Genomic DNA, 16,957 nt, shown 5'->3' with positions numbered 1-16,957 from the left:
CGATCTTAGATAAAGAAGCAACGAAAAAGTCTACAAAAGTTAAATATGATGAGCTACTAGATGACTCTGAAACTGAAAATGAATTACAGAATGACTTTAAAAAATATTTGAAAAAAATGAATAAAAATACACGTGCACAATGTGGATAAAATTTCGCGTCAAAAATAATATCTTTTTGATTTGAAATATATGTTTATGTTTGAACTAATGTTAATGAGTGAATTCAAAAAAGCAGCTAAACCTAACTGCTTTTTTTAAAAATTACCCTTCCAAAACCTCTTCCAGCAACTCTTCACTCGGCGCAAAGTAATACGCACCATCCATTGGAGTCACGAAGTGGAGCAAGCGGTCATGGATTCCATCGCCAGACGTACCGAACATACGCTCTAACATGACATCAATAATGTTTAAATCTTTGGTGTAGGCAATGAAGAACAGGCCTTGGTCACCACGACCATCACCATAAGGCAGGGAATGACGTAAAATTTCCATTTCTTCACCTTCCTCGTCTTCAACTACTGTACGAGCAACGTGTGCATTGGCAGGTTTTACATCATCATCGAGCTCAATTGATTCAAGCTTGGTACGACCCATCACTTGCTCTTGGGCATCAACTTTTAGCTTTTTCCATTTTTCCAGATTATGCGCATAACGCTGTGCAAAAATAAATGAACCATCCTGGAAAATACCGGCATCTTCACCGACTAAAGCGACTTCAGCACGATCATCCGGGAATTGCGGGTTTTCAGTACCATCGATGAAGCCGGTAATATCACGTCCATCAAAATAGCGGAAGCAGACACGTTCATCCAGCACTTCAACTTGATCGCGAATTCCTTCAAAGAAAGCCTGACTTAAAGCAAAGCAGATATCAGCACGTGCGCTAGCAATATGAATCAGTACATCCGCAGGAACAACAGGCATATCAAACAAACCTTGAATCGGCTCGAGTTGTTTAAAGCCTACTGGAGCTTGGTGATAAAGTTTTGCCCACAGTTCAGGACCAAAAGCCACGCCTGTTTTAATTTGCGCATTAGGATGTTGAGTAATCAGACGATCACGTGTCGTAAATAATTGTTCTAATTGCTCTTTAAAATCTTCAATGCTGAGATCTTTAAGACGTAAAACAATAAAGCGAGCATGATCTGAAGGTAATGGCAAAATTACAGATTGGGCTGTCATTCATGGCTCCTGTAATAAAAGTTCCTGTATTTAATCGAACTATTGTGCCTGAAGCCATACAGGGTGAATAGTATTCAGATTAAATTTTAGCGAGATTTTGATCTGAATATATTTGAAAAGTCATATAATACGTTTCAAGTTTTCTATCGAGCAGATTCATGTCCTATCAAGTTTGGTTTGCCTACATGCTGGCCTGTTGGGTGATTAGCATTTCCCCGGGTGCGGGCGCCATTGCTTCGATGTCGAGTGGCCTGAATTACGGTTTTCGACATGGCTACTGGAATGCTTTAGGCTTGCAGCTGGCCTTGCTGGTTCAAATCGCTATTGTCGCTGCCGGGGCAGGGGTACTGTTTGCGACATCACCTTGGGCATTTCTGCTGGTGAAATGGTTTGGCGTGGGCTACTTGCTTTATCTGGCGTATTTACAGTGGACTGCGCCGATGCAGTCGATTGAGATTCAGCATGAATTAACCCGTAAGTCAGCGGGGAAGTTGGTGCTGTATGGTTTTCTTGTGAATATGAGTAATCCAAAGGCGATTGTGTTCCTGCTTGCGGTGTTGCCACAGTTTCTGGATCTGTCCAAACCTCAGTGGATTCAGTACGTGATTATGGCAGCAACCATGGTCACCATTGATCTGATTGTGATGGCGGGTTATACCGGATTGGCATCGAAAGTTTTAAGATTATTGACATCAGCAAAGCAACAAAAAATATTAAATCGCAGCTTTGCCGTGCTGTTTGCCTGCGCTGCAACCTTGCTCAGTTTGGTGCATCAGGCTTAAACATAAAGGCGCATCACGCAAAAATAAAAACAATGTGATGTCGCTAGCTTTTGAATACAAAACATAAAAATAATAAAAGAGGTATTCCTATGTCTGGTCAATTCGACTGCGTGTCTATTATTAAAAAACCAACCATCCACGAATATGGCTGTTGTATCAGTCATTGCATTCAGTTGCCGGATGGCACTCAAAAAACTTTAGGTGTGTTCCTGCCGACAGAACAGCCGATCGTGTTTGAAACTGCTGTGGCAGAACGTCTGGAAATTATTTCCGGTGAATGTCTGGTGCAGATCGGTGAGGATGCGCATTATCAGCGTTATGTACCAGGGCAATCTTTCTATGTACCTAAACATAGTCGGTTTAAACTGTTATGCCGGGAAGTTGTGGATTATGTTTGCCATTTTGAATAGGGGGGTGAGCTTACTCAGGTCGAACTTTTAGCTGTTTCAAAAAATCTTGTTCGGTCATCACAATGATGCCGTGTTGTTGCAACAGGGCAGCAGTGACGCCTTGGCCTTGAATTTTTGTTCCAGTAAATGATCCATCATAAATCAGGTCACTGCCACAAGATGGGCTATTGGCTTTGAGGATGGCATGTGTCACTTGAAATCTTCGGGCAAGATCTAAAGCAGCATAGGCGCCTTGAATAAAAGTCTCTGAAATATCTGTACCATTTATATCGACAACATGAGCGTGGCGTAGCAGTATATCGTGACCATTCCCAGATTGAATCTCGGCAGGGGGGCGGGGGATGGCTAAGCCACCACTGACTTCAGGGCAGAGACTGACATATTGGTCAGGTAGCAGATGTTGCAACAGTTCCTTGAGCAGACAATCCTGTCCATTGTAACGGACTTTATGACCGAGCAAACAGGCACTAATCAAATAGCGTTTACTCTGCATGACTTAACTCAGTTTCTTAAACTTCTGTATACAGAAGATCAGGGCGAAAAGCACTGACATGGTCAGGACAATGGTTAGACCTGTCGAAGTGTTGAGACCTGCACTTGACCAGAGACCAACCGTTACCCCAATCTGAGCAATCACGAAGGCCCAGATCACCATTTGTCTTGGTGAGTTTGCCAGTAAGCGAGCCGTTAGTGCCGGAATAACCAGTAGGGCTCCCATTAGAAGTGAACCTACTGCTCGAAGTGCCAATACGGTGAATAAGGCCAGTAACAACATAAAGATCAGGCGTTGTAAGTTGGCATTCACACCTTCGCTGATCGCCATATCAGGATCAATGGCAATTTGGATCTGTGCCTGCCAGCTTTTATAAATCACAGCCAGTGCAACAATAATCACCACAGCAAAAGTGGGTAAATCATTCCAGGAAATCGTCAGCAAATCACCGAACAGATAACTCAGCAGTTCTGGTCTTAAACCCGGTAAATGCTGAATGAACAATAAGCCTGAGCAGAGCAGGGTGGCTGAGCAGAGGGCAAGCAAAGCATCGTTCGGTAAGCGAGGATCATACAGCACCCATAAAATAGCCACCAGCAACAGGGCAATAAAGGTCACACCCATCCACAGCGGTAGACTCATGGCACCAGCAATGGCAACACCCAATAAAGTGCCATGTGCCATGGTATCAGCAAAGAAAGACATACGACGCCACAGCATCAGACAGCCCAGCGGAGCAGTCAGAAATACCAATAGTGTTCCCATGATCCATGCGGGTAAAAGCAGTTGTAACCAGTCCATCATGGCTTAAGCTTCCGGCTCGGGGTGAATATGCGGTCGTGTATCGTGCTGACAGGGTGTTGCAGAGTCGCCATGGGCACAGTGATCATGATGATGCTGGTAGAACACCCGATTGGTGCCAAAGATCGCCTGATATTCTGGATGTTGCTGCACACTTTCCGGTAACCCGCTACAGCAAATATGTTTATTCAGACAAACCACACGATGCGTGCCTTGCATCACCCATTGCAGGTCATGCGAGACCATTAAAATGGCACAGCCATATTTTTCTGGCAGGCTACGCACATATTCATACAGCTCGGCTTCAGATTGGATATCCAGACCTTGCATGGGTTCATCTAGAACCAGGATATCCGGCTGGCGTAGTAAAGCGCGTGCTAATAATACACGTTGTCGCTCACCGCCAGAAAGCTGTTGAACTTTGGAGTTTTCCAGCTTGGCAATACCGGTATCACGGATGATTTCAGCTTTAATAGCTGAAGGGCATTTCTCGAGAGCCAATAAGTCTTTTACCCGTAGCGGCAAGCTATGTGAAGGATTGAATTTTTGTGGCACATAAGAAAATTTCAGCTTGCGCGCCGTATTAATCTCACCGGATTGCGGTTTCACAATTCCGAGCATAACTTTAATTAAAGTCGACTTGCCGGCACCATTTGGACCAATGAGTGTGACAATCTCTTTCTCCTGCAAAGAGAAGTCAATGGCTTTTAAGATGTCCCGCTCATCGATATTGACCCAAATTTTAGAAAGTTGAATCAGCGGTACGGGAGTTAGGTTTTGTTGCGACACTGCTGACAGATTCCTGAAATCTCAATGATACTGTGATGGGCACTAAAATCATCTGAGCTTGCCAATGCGTCGAGCTGATCCAGTAATCCTTGTGCAGATGCTTCTTTTACGGCTTTACATTCAGTACAAATCAGGAAAGCTGCTTGGTGCCCTTCACGTGGATGACAGCATGGAATATAGGCATTAATAGAAGTCAGACGGTGAATAAAACCTTTTTCTAATAAAAAGTCGAGCGTGCGATATACTGTGGGTGGTGCCGCAGGACGATCACTATTATTTTTAATCTTGGCCAGCAGGTCATAGGCGCCCATGGGACCTGAAGCATTTAAAATCAGTTCGAGGACTTCCTTACGCAAGGGCGTAAGTCGTGCACCAGTTGCTGCACAAAGGCTTTCCGCTTCAGCCAGGCGTTGTGCCACGTTCGGATGATCGTGTACGCCGTGCAATGCGTTGTGGTGTTCGTGCGAACAGGAACCCATAGTTCACCTCAAGTGCGAAACTGAAATTAAAAGAATTTTAAATCTTATCATGAAGCGTTGTCAGTTTCGATTGGGCATAGGTATTTTTGCAAATTTGTTATATTATAACACTTAGTGTTTTTACCGCGATTTTCTCCCATGTCCCGTTTCTTTGCGTTCTGTGCCCTGGCTTTATTGAGTACCTTAAGTTGGTCACAAAGTCTGGTGGTATCTACGCATCCGATTTACCTGATTGCCAAAAAAATTACCCACGGGGTAGAGCAGCCAACCTTATTATTGGCCAATCAGACTGGACATGATGTCAGCCTGACCCCGGCACACCGTAAAACCATTCAGGATGCGGGGCTGGTGATCTGGCTGGGACAGGCCCATGAAGCGCCTTTAGCAAAAGTACTCGAAGAAAGTAATAAAAGTATCGCAATTCTGGATTCCAGCATTATTAATCCTTTGCCAATGCGTAATCCGCGTGGTGAAGCCTTAAAAAATACGGTTGATACACATGTCTGGCTGGACCCAAATAATGCAGTTCGCATCGGTTTCTTTATTGCTGCGCTGCGTTCACAGCAAATGCCACAGTACCGTGAAACTTACTGGAAAAATGCACGTGCTTTTGCACAAAATATGCTAACGACAGCACAACGTTATAGTTCAACTTCTAAGCCACGCCCCTATTGGTCATATCATGATGCCTATCAATATCTAGAGCGTCCGCTAAACCTGAAGTTTATGGGTGCACTCACCGATGATCCGCATGTGTCACCAACGGTTGCACAGATCAAGTACCTGCAGGATACCCGCGCACAGACCAAAATGTGTCTGCTGGCTGAGGGACATGCCAATGCCAATCAGTACAGAAAACTGAACCCGGTAGTTTTCCAGCATGTAGACGAAAGCATGAATGGGGCAGGGGACTTTATCCAAGGCTGGCAACAATTAGCTGATCAAACGAACAAATGTGTGCTAAATTCTCGATAATGATTAAAAAGTGATCGAGTTTTGCTTAGTTTAGAAACGATTGAACCATCGAATTTTTCGAAGCTAAGCTCGGGAAAAGATTGCATGTTAAGGGGTGTAACTCTATAATGCCTGCGATTAAAAATAATCATCAGCTAAACTTGTCAAGCATGATTGCTGTGAGTGAATAAATAATGAGCCGAACTAGTCGCTTGATTGACCGACGATTAGCGAAAGCTTTGGTCATCTTGCAAGCAGTAATGATACCCGTTTCAGCGTTGTTAGGTTGGGTTCTGAAGGACACAACCGCAGCCTTGAGTGCAGCCTTGGGTGCATTCGTATGTTGGCTGGCGACCTGCTACTTTAGCTGGCAGTCGTTTCGTGCTGCGGGCGCGCGAGCTTCCAAACAAGTTCTATCGAACATGTATAGGGGCATGCTCGGTAAGTTTGCAATTGTGATTGTTGGATTCATTTTGATTTTAAGCAATGTCAAGCCGTTATCCCCGGTTGCATTGTTTTGTGGTTTTATACTCGTTCAAGCCATGTCGTGGGTCGCTCCGTTTTGGGTGTCACGTCTACAAAGACGAGTTTAAGCGCAGCAAAAATTGAAAAGTTTTTTCAGAAATAAGCGAGATATCAAGCAGCACGCGATATTCGTAAGTTTCATTAGTTTTTGACATTGACCAGGTGTGATTTATGGCTGCTGAAGAACATGCCCTTACTTCGACCGAGTACATCAAGCACCACTTGACCAACATGACCTATGGCAAAATGCCGGACGGTACATGGAAATTGGCCGAGAATGGTGCTGAAGCTCAACAGATGGGGTTCACTGCTATTCACTTGGATTCAATGGGTTGGTCAATCGGCCTTGGTATTCTTTTCTGTTTCATGTTCTGGATCGTAGCGAAAGCTGCAAACTCTGGTGTTCCTACCAAGTTCCAGTCTGCAATCGAAATGATTATCGAGTTTGTTGACTCAAGTGTACGCGATACTTTCCACGGAAAATCGCGTTTGATCGCTCCACTAGCGCTAACCATCTTCGTGTGGATTTTCCTCATGAACTTGATGGACTTGATCCCTGTTGACTGGATTCCTTATATCGCTCAACACGTGATTGGTAGCCTTCTTGGTATTGATCCGCACCACGTTTACTTCAAGATCGTTCCATCTACTGACCCTAACATTACCCTTGGTATGTCATTGTCTGTATTTGCGCTTATCTTGTTCTACAGTATTCGTGAGAAAGGCATTGGCGGTTTCGTTGGTGAGCTTGCACTTAACCCATTTAACCCAAGTAACCCAGTTGCAAAAGCGTTACTCATTCCAGTGAACTTGATTCTTGAATTGGTAACCTTCCTTGCACGTCCAGTTTCATTGGCTCTACGACTGTTCGGTAACATGTATGCGGGTGAGTTAATCTTCATTCTTATCGCGTTATTACCGTTCTGGATCCAGTGGGCGTTATCTGTGCCTTGGGCGATTTTCCACATTCTTGTTATTACGCTACAGGCATTCATTTTCATGATGCTGACTATCGTATACTTGAGCATGGCAAGCGAAAAGCATTAATGGTATTGCCTAACTGTCACGGGATGGTTGGGCACAATTTTTTAACTTAATTTGGTATAAAACCTAACCTCTGAGGAATTATCATGGAACTCACTTTAGGTCTAGTTGCAATTGCATCTGCTATCTTGATCGCTTTCGGTGCTTTAGGTACTGCGATTGGTTTTGGTCTTTTAGGCGGCCGTTTCCTTGAAGCTGTAGCTCGTCAACCAGAATTGGCTCCACAACTTCAAACTCGTATGTTCTTAATCGCGGGTCTTCTTGATGCTGTGCCTATGATCGGTGTTGGTATTGGCTTGTTCTTCATCTTCGCTAATCCATTTGTAGGTTAATCAGCTTAATTCCGAAATTCACTATTTGAGGAATTTGCAATGAATATCAACCTCACATTGTTTGGCCAAGCGATTGCGTTTGCGATTTTCGTCGCATTCTGCATGAAGTTTGTATGGCCACCACTAATCAATGCGATTAGTGAACGTCAGCGTAAAATCGCTGATGGCTTAAATGCTGCTGAAAAAGCGAAGGCTGACCTTGCAGATGCGCAAGCACAAGTGAAAGCTGAACTGGACGCGGCAAAAGCACAAGCGGCTCAATTGATCGAACAAGCGAACCGTCGTGCAGCGCAATTGGTAGAAGAAGCTCGTACTCAAGCGTCAGCTGAAGGTGAGCGTATTCGTCAACAGGCTAAAGAAGCTGTTGATACTGAAATCAATTCTGCTCGCGAAGAATTACGTCAACAAGTGGCTGCTCTTGCAGTTGCTGGCGCTGAGAAAATTCTTAGCCAGCAAGTTGACGCAGAAGCTCACAATGCCATGCTGACTCAGCTGGCTGCTAAACTTTAAGAGAGGCGGATTATGGCTGAACTCTTGACGTTGGCACGCCCTTACGCTAAAGCAGCATTTGCTTACGCTTCTGAGCAAGGTACAGCTGACTCTTGGTCAACTGCACTTGAATTGCTCAGTGCTGCGGTGCAAGACGAAGCATTTTCAGCTTATCTAAATCGCCCTGAGTTGACACCTGCTGAGCAGGTGACACTTTTTGCTAAAGTTTTAGGCGAAGACCAAACGCCTGCAGTGTCAAACTTTTTGACAATGCTTGCTGAAAACGCACGTTTGGCTTTGCTTCCTGAAATTGCTGCAGAATATGAACAGCTCAAATCACAGAATAACAATACTGTGGATGTTGTGATTGAATCAGCATTCCCATTGACTTCTGTACAGGAACAACTCCTTACTCACGCATTAGAGAAAAAATTCGAAGCGGCGGTAAATGTTTCTGTAGAAGTTAAACCAGAGCTTATTGCTGGTGTGGTTATTCGTGCAGGCGACCAAGTGATAGATGATTCTGCGCTTAATAAGCTTGAAAAAATGCGTACTCGTCTTCTTGCTTAAGAAATAAGAAGACTGAACTTTAAAAAGATTGAGGTATAGCGCAATGCAACAACTGAATCCATCCGAGATCAGTGCGCTCATTAAACAGCGTATCGGCGATCTGGACACCAGCGCGACCGCTAAAAACGAAGGTACCATTGTTATGGTATCCGACGGTATTGTGCGTATTCACGGCCTTGCTGATGCAATGTACGGTGAAATGATCGAATTCGACGGCGGCTTATACGGTATGGCACTGAACCTAGAACAGGATTCAGTGGGCGTCGTTGTTTTAGGTAACTACTTAAACCTTCAAGAAGGTCAAAAAGCGCGTTGCACAGGTCGTGTATTAGAAGTTCCGGTTGGTCCTGAACTTCTTGGCCGTGTCGTAGACGCTTTGGGTAACCCGATTGATGGTAAAGGCCCTATTGATGCAAAACTGACTGATGCTGTTGAAAAAGTAGCACCAGGCGTAATTTGGCGTCAATCAGTGGATCAACCTGTACAAACTGGTTATAAATCAGTAGATACAATGATCCCAGTAGGCCGTGGTCAGCGTGAGTTGATCATTGGTGACCGTCAGACTGGTAAAACAGCTATGGCGATCGATGCGATCATCGCTCAGAAAAACTCTGGCATTAAATGTGTATACGTAGCAATTGGTCAAAAACAATCGACTATCGCTAACGTTGTGCGCAAGCTGGAAGAAACTGGCGCTATGGCGTATACAACTGTTGTAGCAGCAGCGGCAGCGGATCCAGCAGCAATGCTTTTCCTTGCTCCGTACTCAGGCTGTACAATGGGCGAATACTTCCGTGACCGCGGTGAAGACGCTCTGATCATCTATGATGACTTGTCTAAACAAGCTGTTGCTTACCGTCAAATTTCATTGCTTCTTCGTCGTCCACCAGGTCGTGAAGCTTATCCAGGTGACGTATTCTATCTACATTCACGTCTACTTGAACGTGCTTCTCGTGTATCTGCTGACTACGTTGAGAAATTCACTAACGGTGAAGTTAAAGGCCAAACTGGTTCATTAACTGCATTGCCGATTATTGAAACTCAAGCAGGTGACGTATCTGCATTCGTACCAACCAACGTAATTTCGATTACTGACGGTCAGATCTTCCTTGAAACATCATTGTTCAACGCGGGTATTCGTCCTGCTGTGAACGCGGGTATCTCTGTATCTCGTGTTGGTGGTTCTGCGCAGACTAAAGTCATCAAGAAATTGTCTGGTGGTATCCGTACTGCACTTGCACAGTACCGTGAATTGGCAGCGTTTGCTCAGTTCGCTTCTGACCTTGACGAAGCAACTCGTAAACAGCTTGAACACGGTCAACGCGTAACTGAGCTTATGAAGCAAAAACAATATGCTCCATACTCAATCGCTGACCAAGCTGTATCAGTTTATGCATCTAACGAAGGCTATATGGCTGACGTAGAAGTTAAGAAAATCGTAGACTTTGATGCTGCGTTAATTTCTTACTTCCGTTCAGAACATGCTGCAATTATGCAAAAAGTTGACGAGACTGGTGCTTGGGACAAAGATATCGAAGCTGAATTCAAAGCGGGTATTGAAAAGTTCAAAGCGACTCAAACTTACTAATTTAGCAACTTGCTAATTAGTGTTGGTTTGGTTCACGGAATCAACCTTCGAGGGCTCGAAAGGGCCTTCGAATACTAGGTTAAGCGTATGGCAAATTTAAAAGAAATTCGCGCCAAAGTAGCTAGTATCAAAAGCACGCAGAAAATTACTCGCGCGATGCAGATGGTAGCAGCTTCTAAGATGCGTCGTGCGCAAGAGCGCATGGCTCAAGGCCGTCCGTATGCCGAAAATATGCACCGTGTAATTGCTCATTTGGTACAAGCGAATCCTGAATATAAACACCGTTATATGGTTGAACGTCCTGTTAAGCGCGTTGGCTATATCATTGTGTCTTCAGATCGCGGCCTTGCTGGTGGTTTGAACATTAACCTGTTCAAGAAAGTGGTAAAACACGTTCAACAGCAACAAGAGCAGTCAATTGAAGTTCAATTTGCTTTGATTGGTCAAAAAGCGGTTTCGTTTTTTAAAAACTACGGCGGTAAAGTGCTTGGTGCGACCACTCAGGTGGGCGACACTCCGAGTCTTGAGCAGTTATCTGGTTCTGTACAGGTGATGTTAGACGCTTACGATAAAGGCGAGTTAGATCGTATTTATCTAGTATCTAACGGCTTTGTCAACGCCATGACTCAAAACCAAAAGATCGAACAGCTTGTTCCTTTAGCAGCTGCTGAAGAAGACAAGACGCTTAACCGTCAATACGGTTGGGACTATATCTACGAGCCTGAAGCTGAAGAGCTTTTAAATGGCTTGTTGGTTCGTTACATCGAGTCTGTGGTGTATCAAGGTGTGATCGAAAACATCGCGTGTGAGCAGTCTGCTCGTATGGTTGCAATGAAAGCTGCAACAGATAACGCGGGTGATTTGATCAAGAACCTGCAACTTATTTATAACAAGCTGCGTCAAGCCGCGATTACTCAGGAAATTTCTGAGATCGTTGGTGGTGCCGCTGCCGTTTAACATATATTAGTTTGAATTGAGGAGACAGCAATGAGTAGCGGTCGTATCATTCAGATCATCGGCGCGGTTATCGACGTCGAGTTTGAACGTAACAGCGTTCCTAAGATCTATGACGCTCTCCAAGTTGACGGTACTGAAACTACATTAGAAGTTCAGCAACAACTTGGTGATGGCGTAGTTCGTACTATTGCAATGGGTTCTACTGAAGGCCTTAAGCGTGGTTTGAACGTAACTAACACTAACGCTCCGATCTCTGTACCAGTAGGTACAGCAACTCTAGGTCGTATCATGGACGTTCTTGGTCGCCCAATCGACGAAGCTGGTCCAGTTGCAACTGAAGAGCGTTTACCAATTCACCGTCAAGCGCCTTCTTATGCAGAACAAGCGGCTTCTACTGACCTTCTAGAAACTGGTATTAAAGTCATTGACTTACTATGCCCGTTCGCGAAAGGTGGTAAAGTTGGTCTGTTCGGTGGTGCCGGTGTTGGTAAAACTGTAAACATGATGGAGTTGATCAACAACATCGCGAAAGCGCACTCAGGTTTATCTGTGTTCGCTGGTGTTGGTGAGCGTACTCGTGAAGGTAACGACTTCTATCACGAGATGAAAGACTCTAACGTTCTAGACAAAGTAGCAATGGTCTACGGTCAGATGAACGAGCCACCAGGTAACCGTCTACGTGTAGCGTTGACTGGTCTGACTATGGCTGAGTACTTCCGTGATCAAAAAGACGAAAACGGTAAAGGCCGTGACGTACTATTGTTCGTTGACAACATCTACCGTTATACACTAGCAGGTACTGAAGTATCAGCACTTCTAGGCCGTATGCCATCTGCAGTAGGTTACCAGCCTACACTTGCAGAAGAGATGGGTGTTCTTCAAGAACGTATTACATCTACTAAGTCTGGTTCTATTACGTCAATTCAAGCGGTATACGTACCTGCCGATGACTTAACAGATCCATCGCCTGCAACTACGTTCGCTCACTTGGACGCAACTGTTGTATTGAGCCGTGATATCGCTTCTCAAGGTATTTACCCTGCGATCGATCCACTTGACTCTACTTCACGTCAGTTAGATCCACTTGTAGTTGGCCAAGAACATTACGAAATCGCTCGTTCAGTTCAAAACGTTCTTCAACGTTATAAAGAATTGAAAGACATTATCGCAATTCTTGGTATGGACGAATTGTCAGAAGAAGACAAACTTATCGTGTATCGCGCACGTAAGATCCAACGTTTCTTCTCTCAACCGTTCCACGTAGCTGAAGTGTTTACTGGTGCTCCTGGTAAACTTGTACCGCTTAAAGAAACGATTCGTGGCTTTAAAGGTCTTCTAGCTGGTGAATACGATCACATCCCAGAACAAGCGTTCTATATGGTTGGTGGTATTGACGAAGTGATTGCTAAAGCTGAGAAACTTTAATTAGTTCCCTAATTTAGGAGATTCTCATGGCGACTATGCAATGTGACGTTGTAAGTGTTCAAGAGTCTTTGTACTCAGGCACTGTAACTATGCTAATTGCTAAAGGTGCTGGTGGCGAGTTAGGTATTATGCCTGGTCACGCTCCGCTGGTAACTTTGCTCCAACCTGGCGCGATCCGCGTTATTTTGGAAAACGGTACAGAAGAATTAATCTATGTATCTGGTGGTGTTCTAGAAGTTCAACCGCATGTTGTTACGGTTCTTGCTGATACAGCAGTCCGTGCAGAAAACTTGGATGAAGCGGCAATTATTGAAGCGCGTAAACACGCTGAACAATTGCTAGCAAATCAAAAGGGCGATTTGGACGCTGCTGCTGCTTTGGCTGCTCTTGCAGAGACTGCTGCTCAGCTGGAAACGATCCGCAAAATCAAAAACCGCGCAATGTAATTGTTGGTTTAAGATTGAAAAAACCACCCGAAAGGGTGGTTTTTTTATTGTAAAAATTCAGTTTGAATCTACTTATCTTATAAGTCTAGTAAAAAAAGTAGCCGCTTGTTAGATCTGTTAAATAGCTTTTTAACCAACCCGTATAATTATATTTTGTACCACACGATATAATTTTTACCCTTTCTCAGTAATGTTTTGAACCAATCTGTAAATATTCCCTGAACATAAAAAAATCAATGCTAAGTTAAGTGACTACCCCAGATGCAAGCTTGTTTAAGTTGAATTGACGAGTTCAAAAACAAGCAAAACTTATAATTTAAAGAAAAGGGAAAGTCATGGCATATCAATCTATTAACCCATTTACCAATCAAAAATTGAAAGACTATCCGCCACATACAGATGAGCATATACAAAATGCGCTGGATCAGGCAGAACAGATACTCAAGTCAGACTGGCCACAACAGATTGATCAACGTATTAAAGTGCTGAGAAATGTCGCACAAAAATTACGTGAACAAAAAACCGAACTGGCCAAGCTCATGACGCTGGATATGGGTAAACTGATTAAACAGAGTGAAGGTGAAATTGAATCTTGTGCCAAAATTGCCGAATACTTTGCTGATCACGCCAAAGAGTTTCTAGCTCCGGTGTCTTATGAAACCGAACTCGGCGAAGCATGGGTAGAGCATCATCCTCTGGGTATTGTGATGGCCGTTGAACCATGGAACTTCCCGTTCTATCAGTTGATGCGTGTCTTTGCCCCAAACTGCGCAATTGGCAATCCGGTCCTGGTCAAACATGCTGGTATTGTGCCGCAATGTGCCGAAGCCTTTGAAAAGCTCGTGCTGGAAGCAGGTGCACCAAGAGGTGTCTGGATTAACCTGTTTATCAGTTCTGATCAGGTTCAAGAGATTATTGCTGATCCGCGTGTACAGGGTGTAGCCTTGACGGGTTCAGAAGGTGCCGGAAGTGCCGTAGCAGAACAGGCCGGTAAATACATTAAAAAATCCACCTTGGAACTTGGTGGTAATGATGTTTTTATTGTGCTAGATGATGCTGATCTGGAAAAAGCCATTAAAATTGGCTGTCAGGCCCGGATAAATAACTCAGGCCAAGTCTGCACTGCGGCCAAACGTTTTATTTTGCATGAAAAAATCGCTGATGAATTTAAAGCAGGTATGCTGAAAGCTTTTCAGGAACTGAAAATTGGTGACCCACTCGACCTTGAAACAACACTGGCACCTTTATCATCAGCGGACGCTCTGGAAAAACTGACCAAACAGGTCGATAAGGCGGTAGCGCATGGTGCTACTGTGCTGACAGGTGGCAAGCCTATCGAGCATGCAGGTAACTTTTATGAGCCGACAATTCTGGAAAATATCAGCCGTGATAATCCGGCCTGGTATGAAGAATTCTTTGGTCCTGTGGCCCAGATTTATGTCGCGAAGGATGAAGATGAAATCGTTTCGATTGCCAACGATTCGCATTATGGTTTGGGCGGTGTGATTCATTCTCAAGATATCGAGCGTGCCAAAAAACTGGCTTCACGAGTTGAAACCGGCATGATCTGGATTAACTGGTTTACCGATACCGCACCAGAGCTGCCATTTGGTGGTATCAAAAACTCTGGTTATGGGCATGAATTATCGATTGACGGTTTCAGAGAATTCACCCAAAAACGTTTAGTCGTCGTGAAAAGTCCTAAAGAATAATGACTTTTCTGCCTTATCCTTCCAGTAAAGAAGCGGCTTACTAAACCGCTTCTTCTATTAATCTATATTTAATAGTAATAAACCAGTCTGGTGACTGGTTTATCAGGGAGCCTAGGTCATCTATAAAACTGAGATCAACTTTCCTGTTCTGCTGCCTGGGATGGTTTCTCAGGAATCATCATTGCGGCCAGCTTGATCATTTCAGACTGGATATTTCCCATCTGTTTTTCCAGCTTCTGGAAATCCACCTGACTGAAATCCATCTGGCCATTCAGGAAAGGAGATGCCAATGCTTGCTGGTTGGCATTCATCAGGTTGCTACGTACCTGATCAACTTCCTGACTTTTCAAGTTTAAGCCACTTAAAGTCTGATTAAAGCCTTTTAATTGCTGTTGCAATTGCATTGCGGCGCTTTGCAATTGAGAAGTATCTTTTTCACTGACCGCAGTTTCCAGTTCAGTCTGGGTTTGCTTCAGCTGGGTCACGTAATCACCAGCCTTTAACTGCAAATCGGCCACATCACGTACGATGTAGAACATATTGCCACTTTTAAGGTCTGCAGAAGATTGCTGTACTTCAGTATTTTCTGATACTGCTGTCTGTTCTTCTGCTACATCCTGTTGCTCCGGTTTTTCAGTATATGAAGCAGGGGCAGAAACCTGATCACATCCCAGCAAACTCAATGCACCTGCAAAAAGGGCAAAAGGTAGTACGCTATTTTGGAGAATTTGCTTAAATTTCATTGGGGTGCTCATCATTTACTGCTTACAGACATTAATATAGGGATGAAATTTGTAGAAAATGCGGAGAGTTGCAAATGAATAACAAAAAAGGCCTCACTATAGCTATTCAAGCATAAAAAAAGAGCGCCAAAGCGCTCTTTTTTCACCGAGGAGAGCAGGGTTTAAGCTGCGATAATTTTAATGACCTTATCGTTAACGACATTCATCAGAATATAGTCGCCATTCACTTTAATCCATTGTTGATTTCTACCTGGCTTGTTGAGTCGTTTATATTTGCTGTGATCCACTTTATAGATTTTACTTTGGTATTGGTTTGGGACTTTTTGACCTACTCGCCAATCACGTGATGGATCAACTTTTTTATAACCCTGTTTATGCTGTTGAGCTGGGTGTTTGTTTAGCTGATGGTGCTGAGGAGCATGATGCTGTTGTTGAGCATGCGACTTGCTATATTGATGATGATCCTGAGGCGCAGCCATGGCTGGAATAGCAACCAGTGCAGTTGAGATCGATAAAACAATTGCTTTCACCAGCGTTTTCATACTTCACCTTTCATTATGGCGGTTTGTTTGTGTATGAGCTCATCATAGGCTGGCAGAGGTGTTTGAAATTGAAGAGAGTGTAGTGTAAATATTAAAATCTGGAAGGAAAATAGAAGAAGTAAATTGAATGATTTTATTAATATACATATCTTTTTTTAATTAAAAAATATAAGCATCTCTAACCATGAGAGATGCTTATATTACTATTGCAAATTATTTAGCCAATTCGGCATTAATTGCATCGATGATACGTGGATCATCTGCAGTAATATCCGGTGCAAAGCGAGCCACTACTTCACCATTTTTATTGACCAGGAATTTTTCAAAATTCCATAGCACTTCAGGTGGCTGGTTTGGAGTCAGGCCGTAATCAACCAGATCTTTCCACCATGGGCCTTCACCGGTACGTTCAGGAATCGCTTGGGTTAAAGCAGCATATAAAGGATGTTTTGCTTCTCCAACGACCGGGATCTTGGCAAATAGCGGGAAATCGACCTGATAGTTTACTGAACAGAATTCCTGGATTTCCTTCTCGCTGCCTGGCTCCTGTGCCAGGAAATCATTTGATGGGAAACCTAGAATCTCCAGACCTTCGGCTTTTTTCTCGTTATACAGCTTTTGCAAGCCTTCATATTGTGGAGTCAGGCCACATTTAGATGCCACATTGACGATGAGCAAAACTTTGCCCTGATAG

21 protein-coding genes are annotated in these 16,957 nt (G+C 43.9%); 13 read left to right on the top strand and 8 right to left on the bottom strand.

Annotated features, from left to right (window positions below; translation table 11 throughout):
* Nucleotides 1-261: 261 nt before the first annotated feature.
* On the bottom strand, nucleotides 262-1,182 hold the full coding sequence (locus B4033_RS09380; protein WP_286833396.1) for a Dyp-type peroxidase: 921 nt from the start codon (nucleotides 1,180-1,182) through the stop codon (nucleotides 262-264).
* 158 nt (nucleotides 1,183-1,340) lie between these two features.
* Here B4033_RS09380 and B4033_RS09375 point away from each other — a divergent pair, with 158 nt between their 5' ends.
* Nucleotides 1,341-1,964, top strand: coding sequence for a LysE family transporter (locus B4033_RS09375; RefSeq protein ID WP_286833395.1), 624 nt, complete (start codon nucleotides 1,341-1,343; stop codon nucleotides 1,962-1,964).
* Nucleotides 1,965-2,053: 89 nt separating this feature from the next.
* On the top strand, nucleotides 2,054-2,374 hold the full coding sequence (locus B4033_RS09370) for a pyrimidine/purine nucleoside phosphorylase (RefSeq protein ID WP_004895307.1): 321 nt from the start codon (nucleotides 2,054-2,056) through the stop codon (nucleotides 2,372-2,374).
* A 10-nt stretch (nucleotides 2,375-2,384) separates the two neighbouring features.
* On the opposite strand, the gene B4033_RS09365 is transcribed toward B4033_RS09370, so the two are convergent.
* The 4 genes from B4033_RS09365 to B4033_RS09350 are packed head-to-tail and all read right to left on the bottom strand — an operon-like array spanning nucleotide 2,385 to nucleotide 4,936.
* Nucleotides 2,385-2,867 (bottom strand): DUF523 domain-containing protein, encoded by a 483-nt coding sequence (locus B4033_RS09365; protein WP_286833392.1) that lies wholly within the window; start codon nucleotides 2,865-2,867, stop codon nucleotides 2,385-2,387.
* A 3-nt stretch (nucleotides 2,868-2,870) separates the two neighbouring features.
* A complete protein-coding gene (gene znuB, locus B4033_RS09360) occupies nucleotides 2,871-3,671 on the bottom strand; it encodes a zinc ABC transporter permease subunit ZnuB (RefSeq protein WP_286833391.1) in 801 nt (266 codons plus the stop codon).
* Nucleotides 3,672-3,674: 3 nt separating this feature from the next.
* Nucleotides 3,675-4,457 (bottom strand): zinc ABC transporter ATP-binding protein ZnuC, encoded by a 783-nt coding sequence (gene znuC, locus B4033_RS09355; protein ID WP_286833389.1) that lies wholly within the window; start codon nucleotides 4,455-4,457, stop codon nucleotides 3,675-3,677.
* Entirely contained in the window at nucleotides 4,439-4,936 is a 498-nt protein-coding gene (locus B4033_RS09350) for a transcriptional repressor (RefSeq protein ID WP_273798337.1), read from the bottom strand. The genes znuC and B4033_RS09350 overlap by 19 nt, the downstream gene beginning before the upstream one ends.
* A 138-nt stretch (nucleotides 4,937-5,074) precedes the next feature.
* Here B4033_RS09350 and B4033_RS09345 point away from each other — a divergent pair, with 138 nt between their 5' ends.
* From B4033_RS09345 to B4033_RS09295, 11 genes are all read left to right on the top strand, one after another.
* Nucleotides 5,075-5,911, top strand: a complete 837-nt coding sequence (locus B4033_RS09345) for a metal ABC transporter solute-binding protein, Zn/Mn family (RefSeq protein ID WP_286833386.1) — start codon at nucleotides 5,075-5,077, stop codon at nucleotides 5,909-5,911.
* A 173-nt stretch (nucleotides 5,912-6,084) separates the two neighbouring features.
* Nucleotides 6,085-6,483: an ATP synthase subunit I gene (locus tag B4033_RS09340; RefSeq protein ID WP_004814246.1), complete on the top strand. Its 399-nt coding sequence runs from the start codon at nucleotides 6,085-6,087 to the stop codon at nucleotides 6,481-6,483.
* 103 nt (nucleotides 6,484-6,586) lie between these two features.
* Nucleotides 6,587-7,462: a F0F1 ATP synthase subunit A gene (atpB, locus tag B4033_RS09335; RefSeq protein ID WP_004814247.1), complete on the top strand. Its 876-nt coding sequence runs from the start codon at nucleotides 6,587-6,589 to the stop codon at nucleotides 7,460-7,462.
* Nucleotides 7,463-7,545: 83 nt separating this feature from the next.
* The gene (gene atpE / locus B4033_RS09330) at nucleotides 7,546-7,791 is read left to right on the top strand and encodes a F0F1 ATP synthase subunit C (RefSeq protein ID WP_000424060.1); all 246 of its coding nucleotides are present in this window, start codon (nucleotides 7,546-7,548) and stop codon (nucleotides 7,789-7,791) included.
* Between the two features lie 39 nt (nucleotides 7,792-7,830).
* Nucleotides 7,831-8,301 carry a F0F1 ATP synthase subunit B gene (locus B4033_RS09325; RefSeq protein ID WP_004814248.1) on the top strand — a complete coding sequence of 157 codons (471 nt, stop codon included), beginning with the start codon at nucleotides 7,831-7,833 and terminating at the stop codon, nucleotides 8,299-8,301.
* Nucleotides 8,302-8,313: 12 nt separating this feature from the next.
* Nucleotides 8,314-8,850 carry a F0F1 ATP synthase subunit delta gene (locus B4033_RS09320; protein ID WP_004814249.1) on the top strand — a complete coding sequence of 179 codons (537 nt, stop codon included), beginning with the start codon at nucleotides 8,314-8,316 and terminating at the stop codon, nucleotides 8,848-8,850.
* Nucleotides 8,851-8,893: 43 nt separating this feature from the next.
* Nucleotides 8,894-10,438 (top strand): F0F1 ATP synthase subunit alpha, encoded by a 1,545-nt coding sequence (gene atpA / locus B4033_RS09315; protein ID WP_286833382.1) that lies wholly within the window; start codon nucleotides 8,894-8,896, stop codon nucleotides 10,436-10,438.
* 87 nt (nucleotides 10,439-10,525) lie between these two features.
* Nucleotides 10,526-11,395: a F0F1 ATP synthase subunit gamma gene (gene atpG, locus B4033_RS09310; RefSeq protein ID WP_004814251.1), complete on the top strand. Its 870-nt coding sequence runs from the start codon at nucleotides 10,526-10,528 to the stop codon at nucleotides 11,393-11,395.
* A 30-nt stretch (nucleotides 11,396-11,425) separates the two neighbouring features.
* The gene (gene atpD / locus B4033_RS09305; RefSeq protein WP_004895294.1) at nucleotides 11,426-12,820 is read left to right on the top strand and encodes a F0F1 ATP synthase subunit beta; all 1,395 of its coding nucleotides are present in this window, start codon (nucleotides 11,426-11,428) and stop codon (nucleotides 12,818-12,820) included.
* A 26-nt stretch (nucleotides 12,821-12,846) separates the two neighbouring features.
* Entirely contained in the window at nucleotides 12,847-13,266 is a 420-nt protein-coding gene (locus tag B4033_RS09300) for a F0F1 ATP synthase subunit epsilon (RefSeq protein ID WP_004814254.1), read from the top strand.
* 335 nt (nucleotides 13,267-13,601) lie between these two features.
* Nucleotides 13,602-14,978: an NAD-dependent succinate-semialdehyde dehydrogenase gene (locus B4033_RS09295; RefSeq protein WP_286833379.1), complete on the top strand. Its 1,377-nt coding sequence runs from the start codon at nucleotides 13,602-13,604 to the stop codon at nucleotides 14,976-14,978.
* A 134-nt stretch (nucleotides 14,979-15,112) separates the two neighbouring features.
* On the opposite strand, the gene B4033_RS09290 is transcribed toward B4033_RS09295, so the two are convergent.
* The 3 genes from B4033_RS09290 to B4033_RS09280 all read right to left on the bottom strand — a co-directional run.
* Nucleotides 15,113-15,721: a hypothetical protein gene (locus tag B4033_RS09290; RefSeq protein WP_008307278.1), complete on the bottom strand. Its 609-nt coding sequence runs from the start codon at nucleotides 15,719-15,721 to the stop codon at nucleotides 15,113-15,115.
* Between the two features lie 161 nt (nucleotides 15,722-15,882).
* The gene (locus B4033_RS09285; RefSeq protein WP_004814264.1) at nucleotides 15,883-16,263 is read right to left on the bottom strand and encodes an RcnB family protein; all 381 of its coding nucleotides are present in this window, start codon (nucleotides 16,261-16,263) and stop codon (nucleotides 15,883-15,885) included.
* 213 nt (nucleotides 16,264-16,476) lie between these two features.
* Nucleotides 16,477-16,957: glutathione peroxidase (locus B4033_RS09280; RefSeq protein ID WP_286833377.1), on the bottom strand; the 481-nt coding region annotated here is incomplete at its 5' end.

It is taken from the genome of Acinetobacter sp. UBA3132 (assembly GCF_002364825.1).
Classification (GTDB): Bacteria; Pseudomonadota; Gammaproteobacteria; order Pseudomonadales; family Moraxellaceae; genus Acinetobacter; species Acinetobacter schindleri.
Note: the sequence above shows the minus strand (reverse complement) of the source record. Positions and strands in the feature narration are given on the sequence as shown.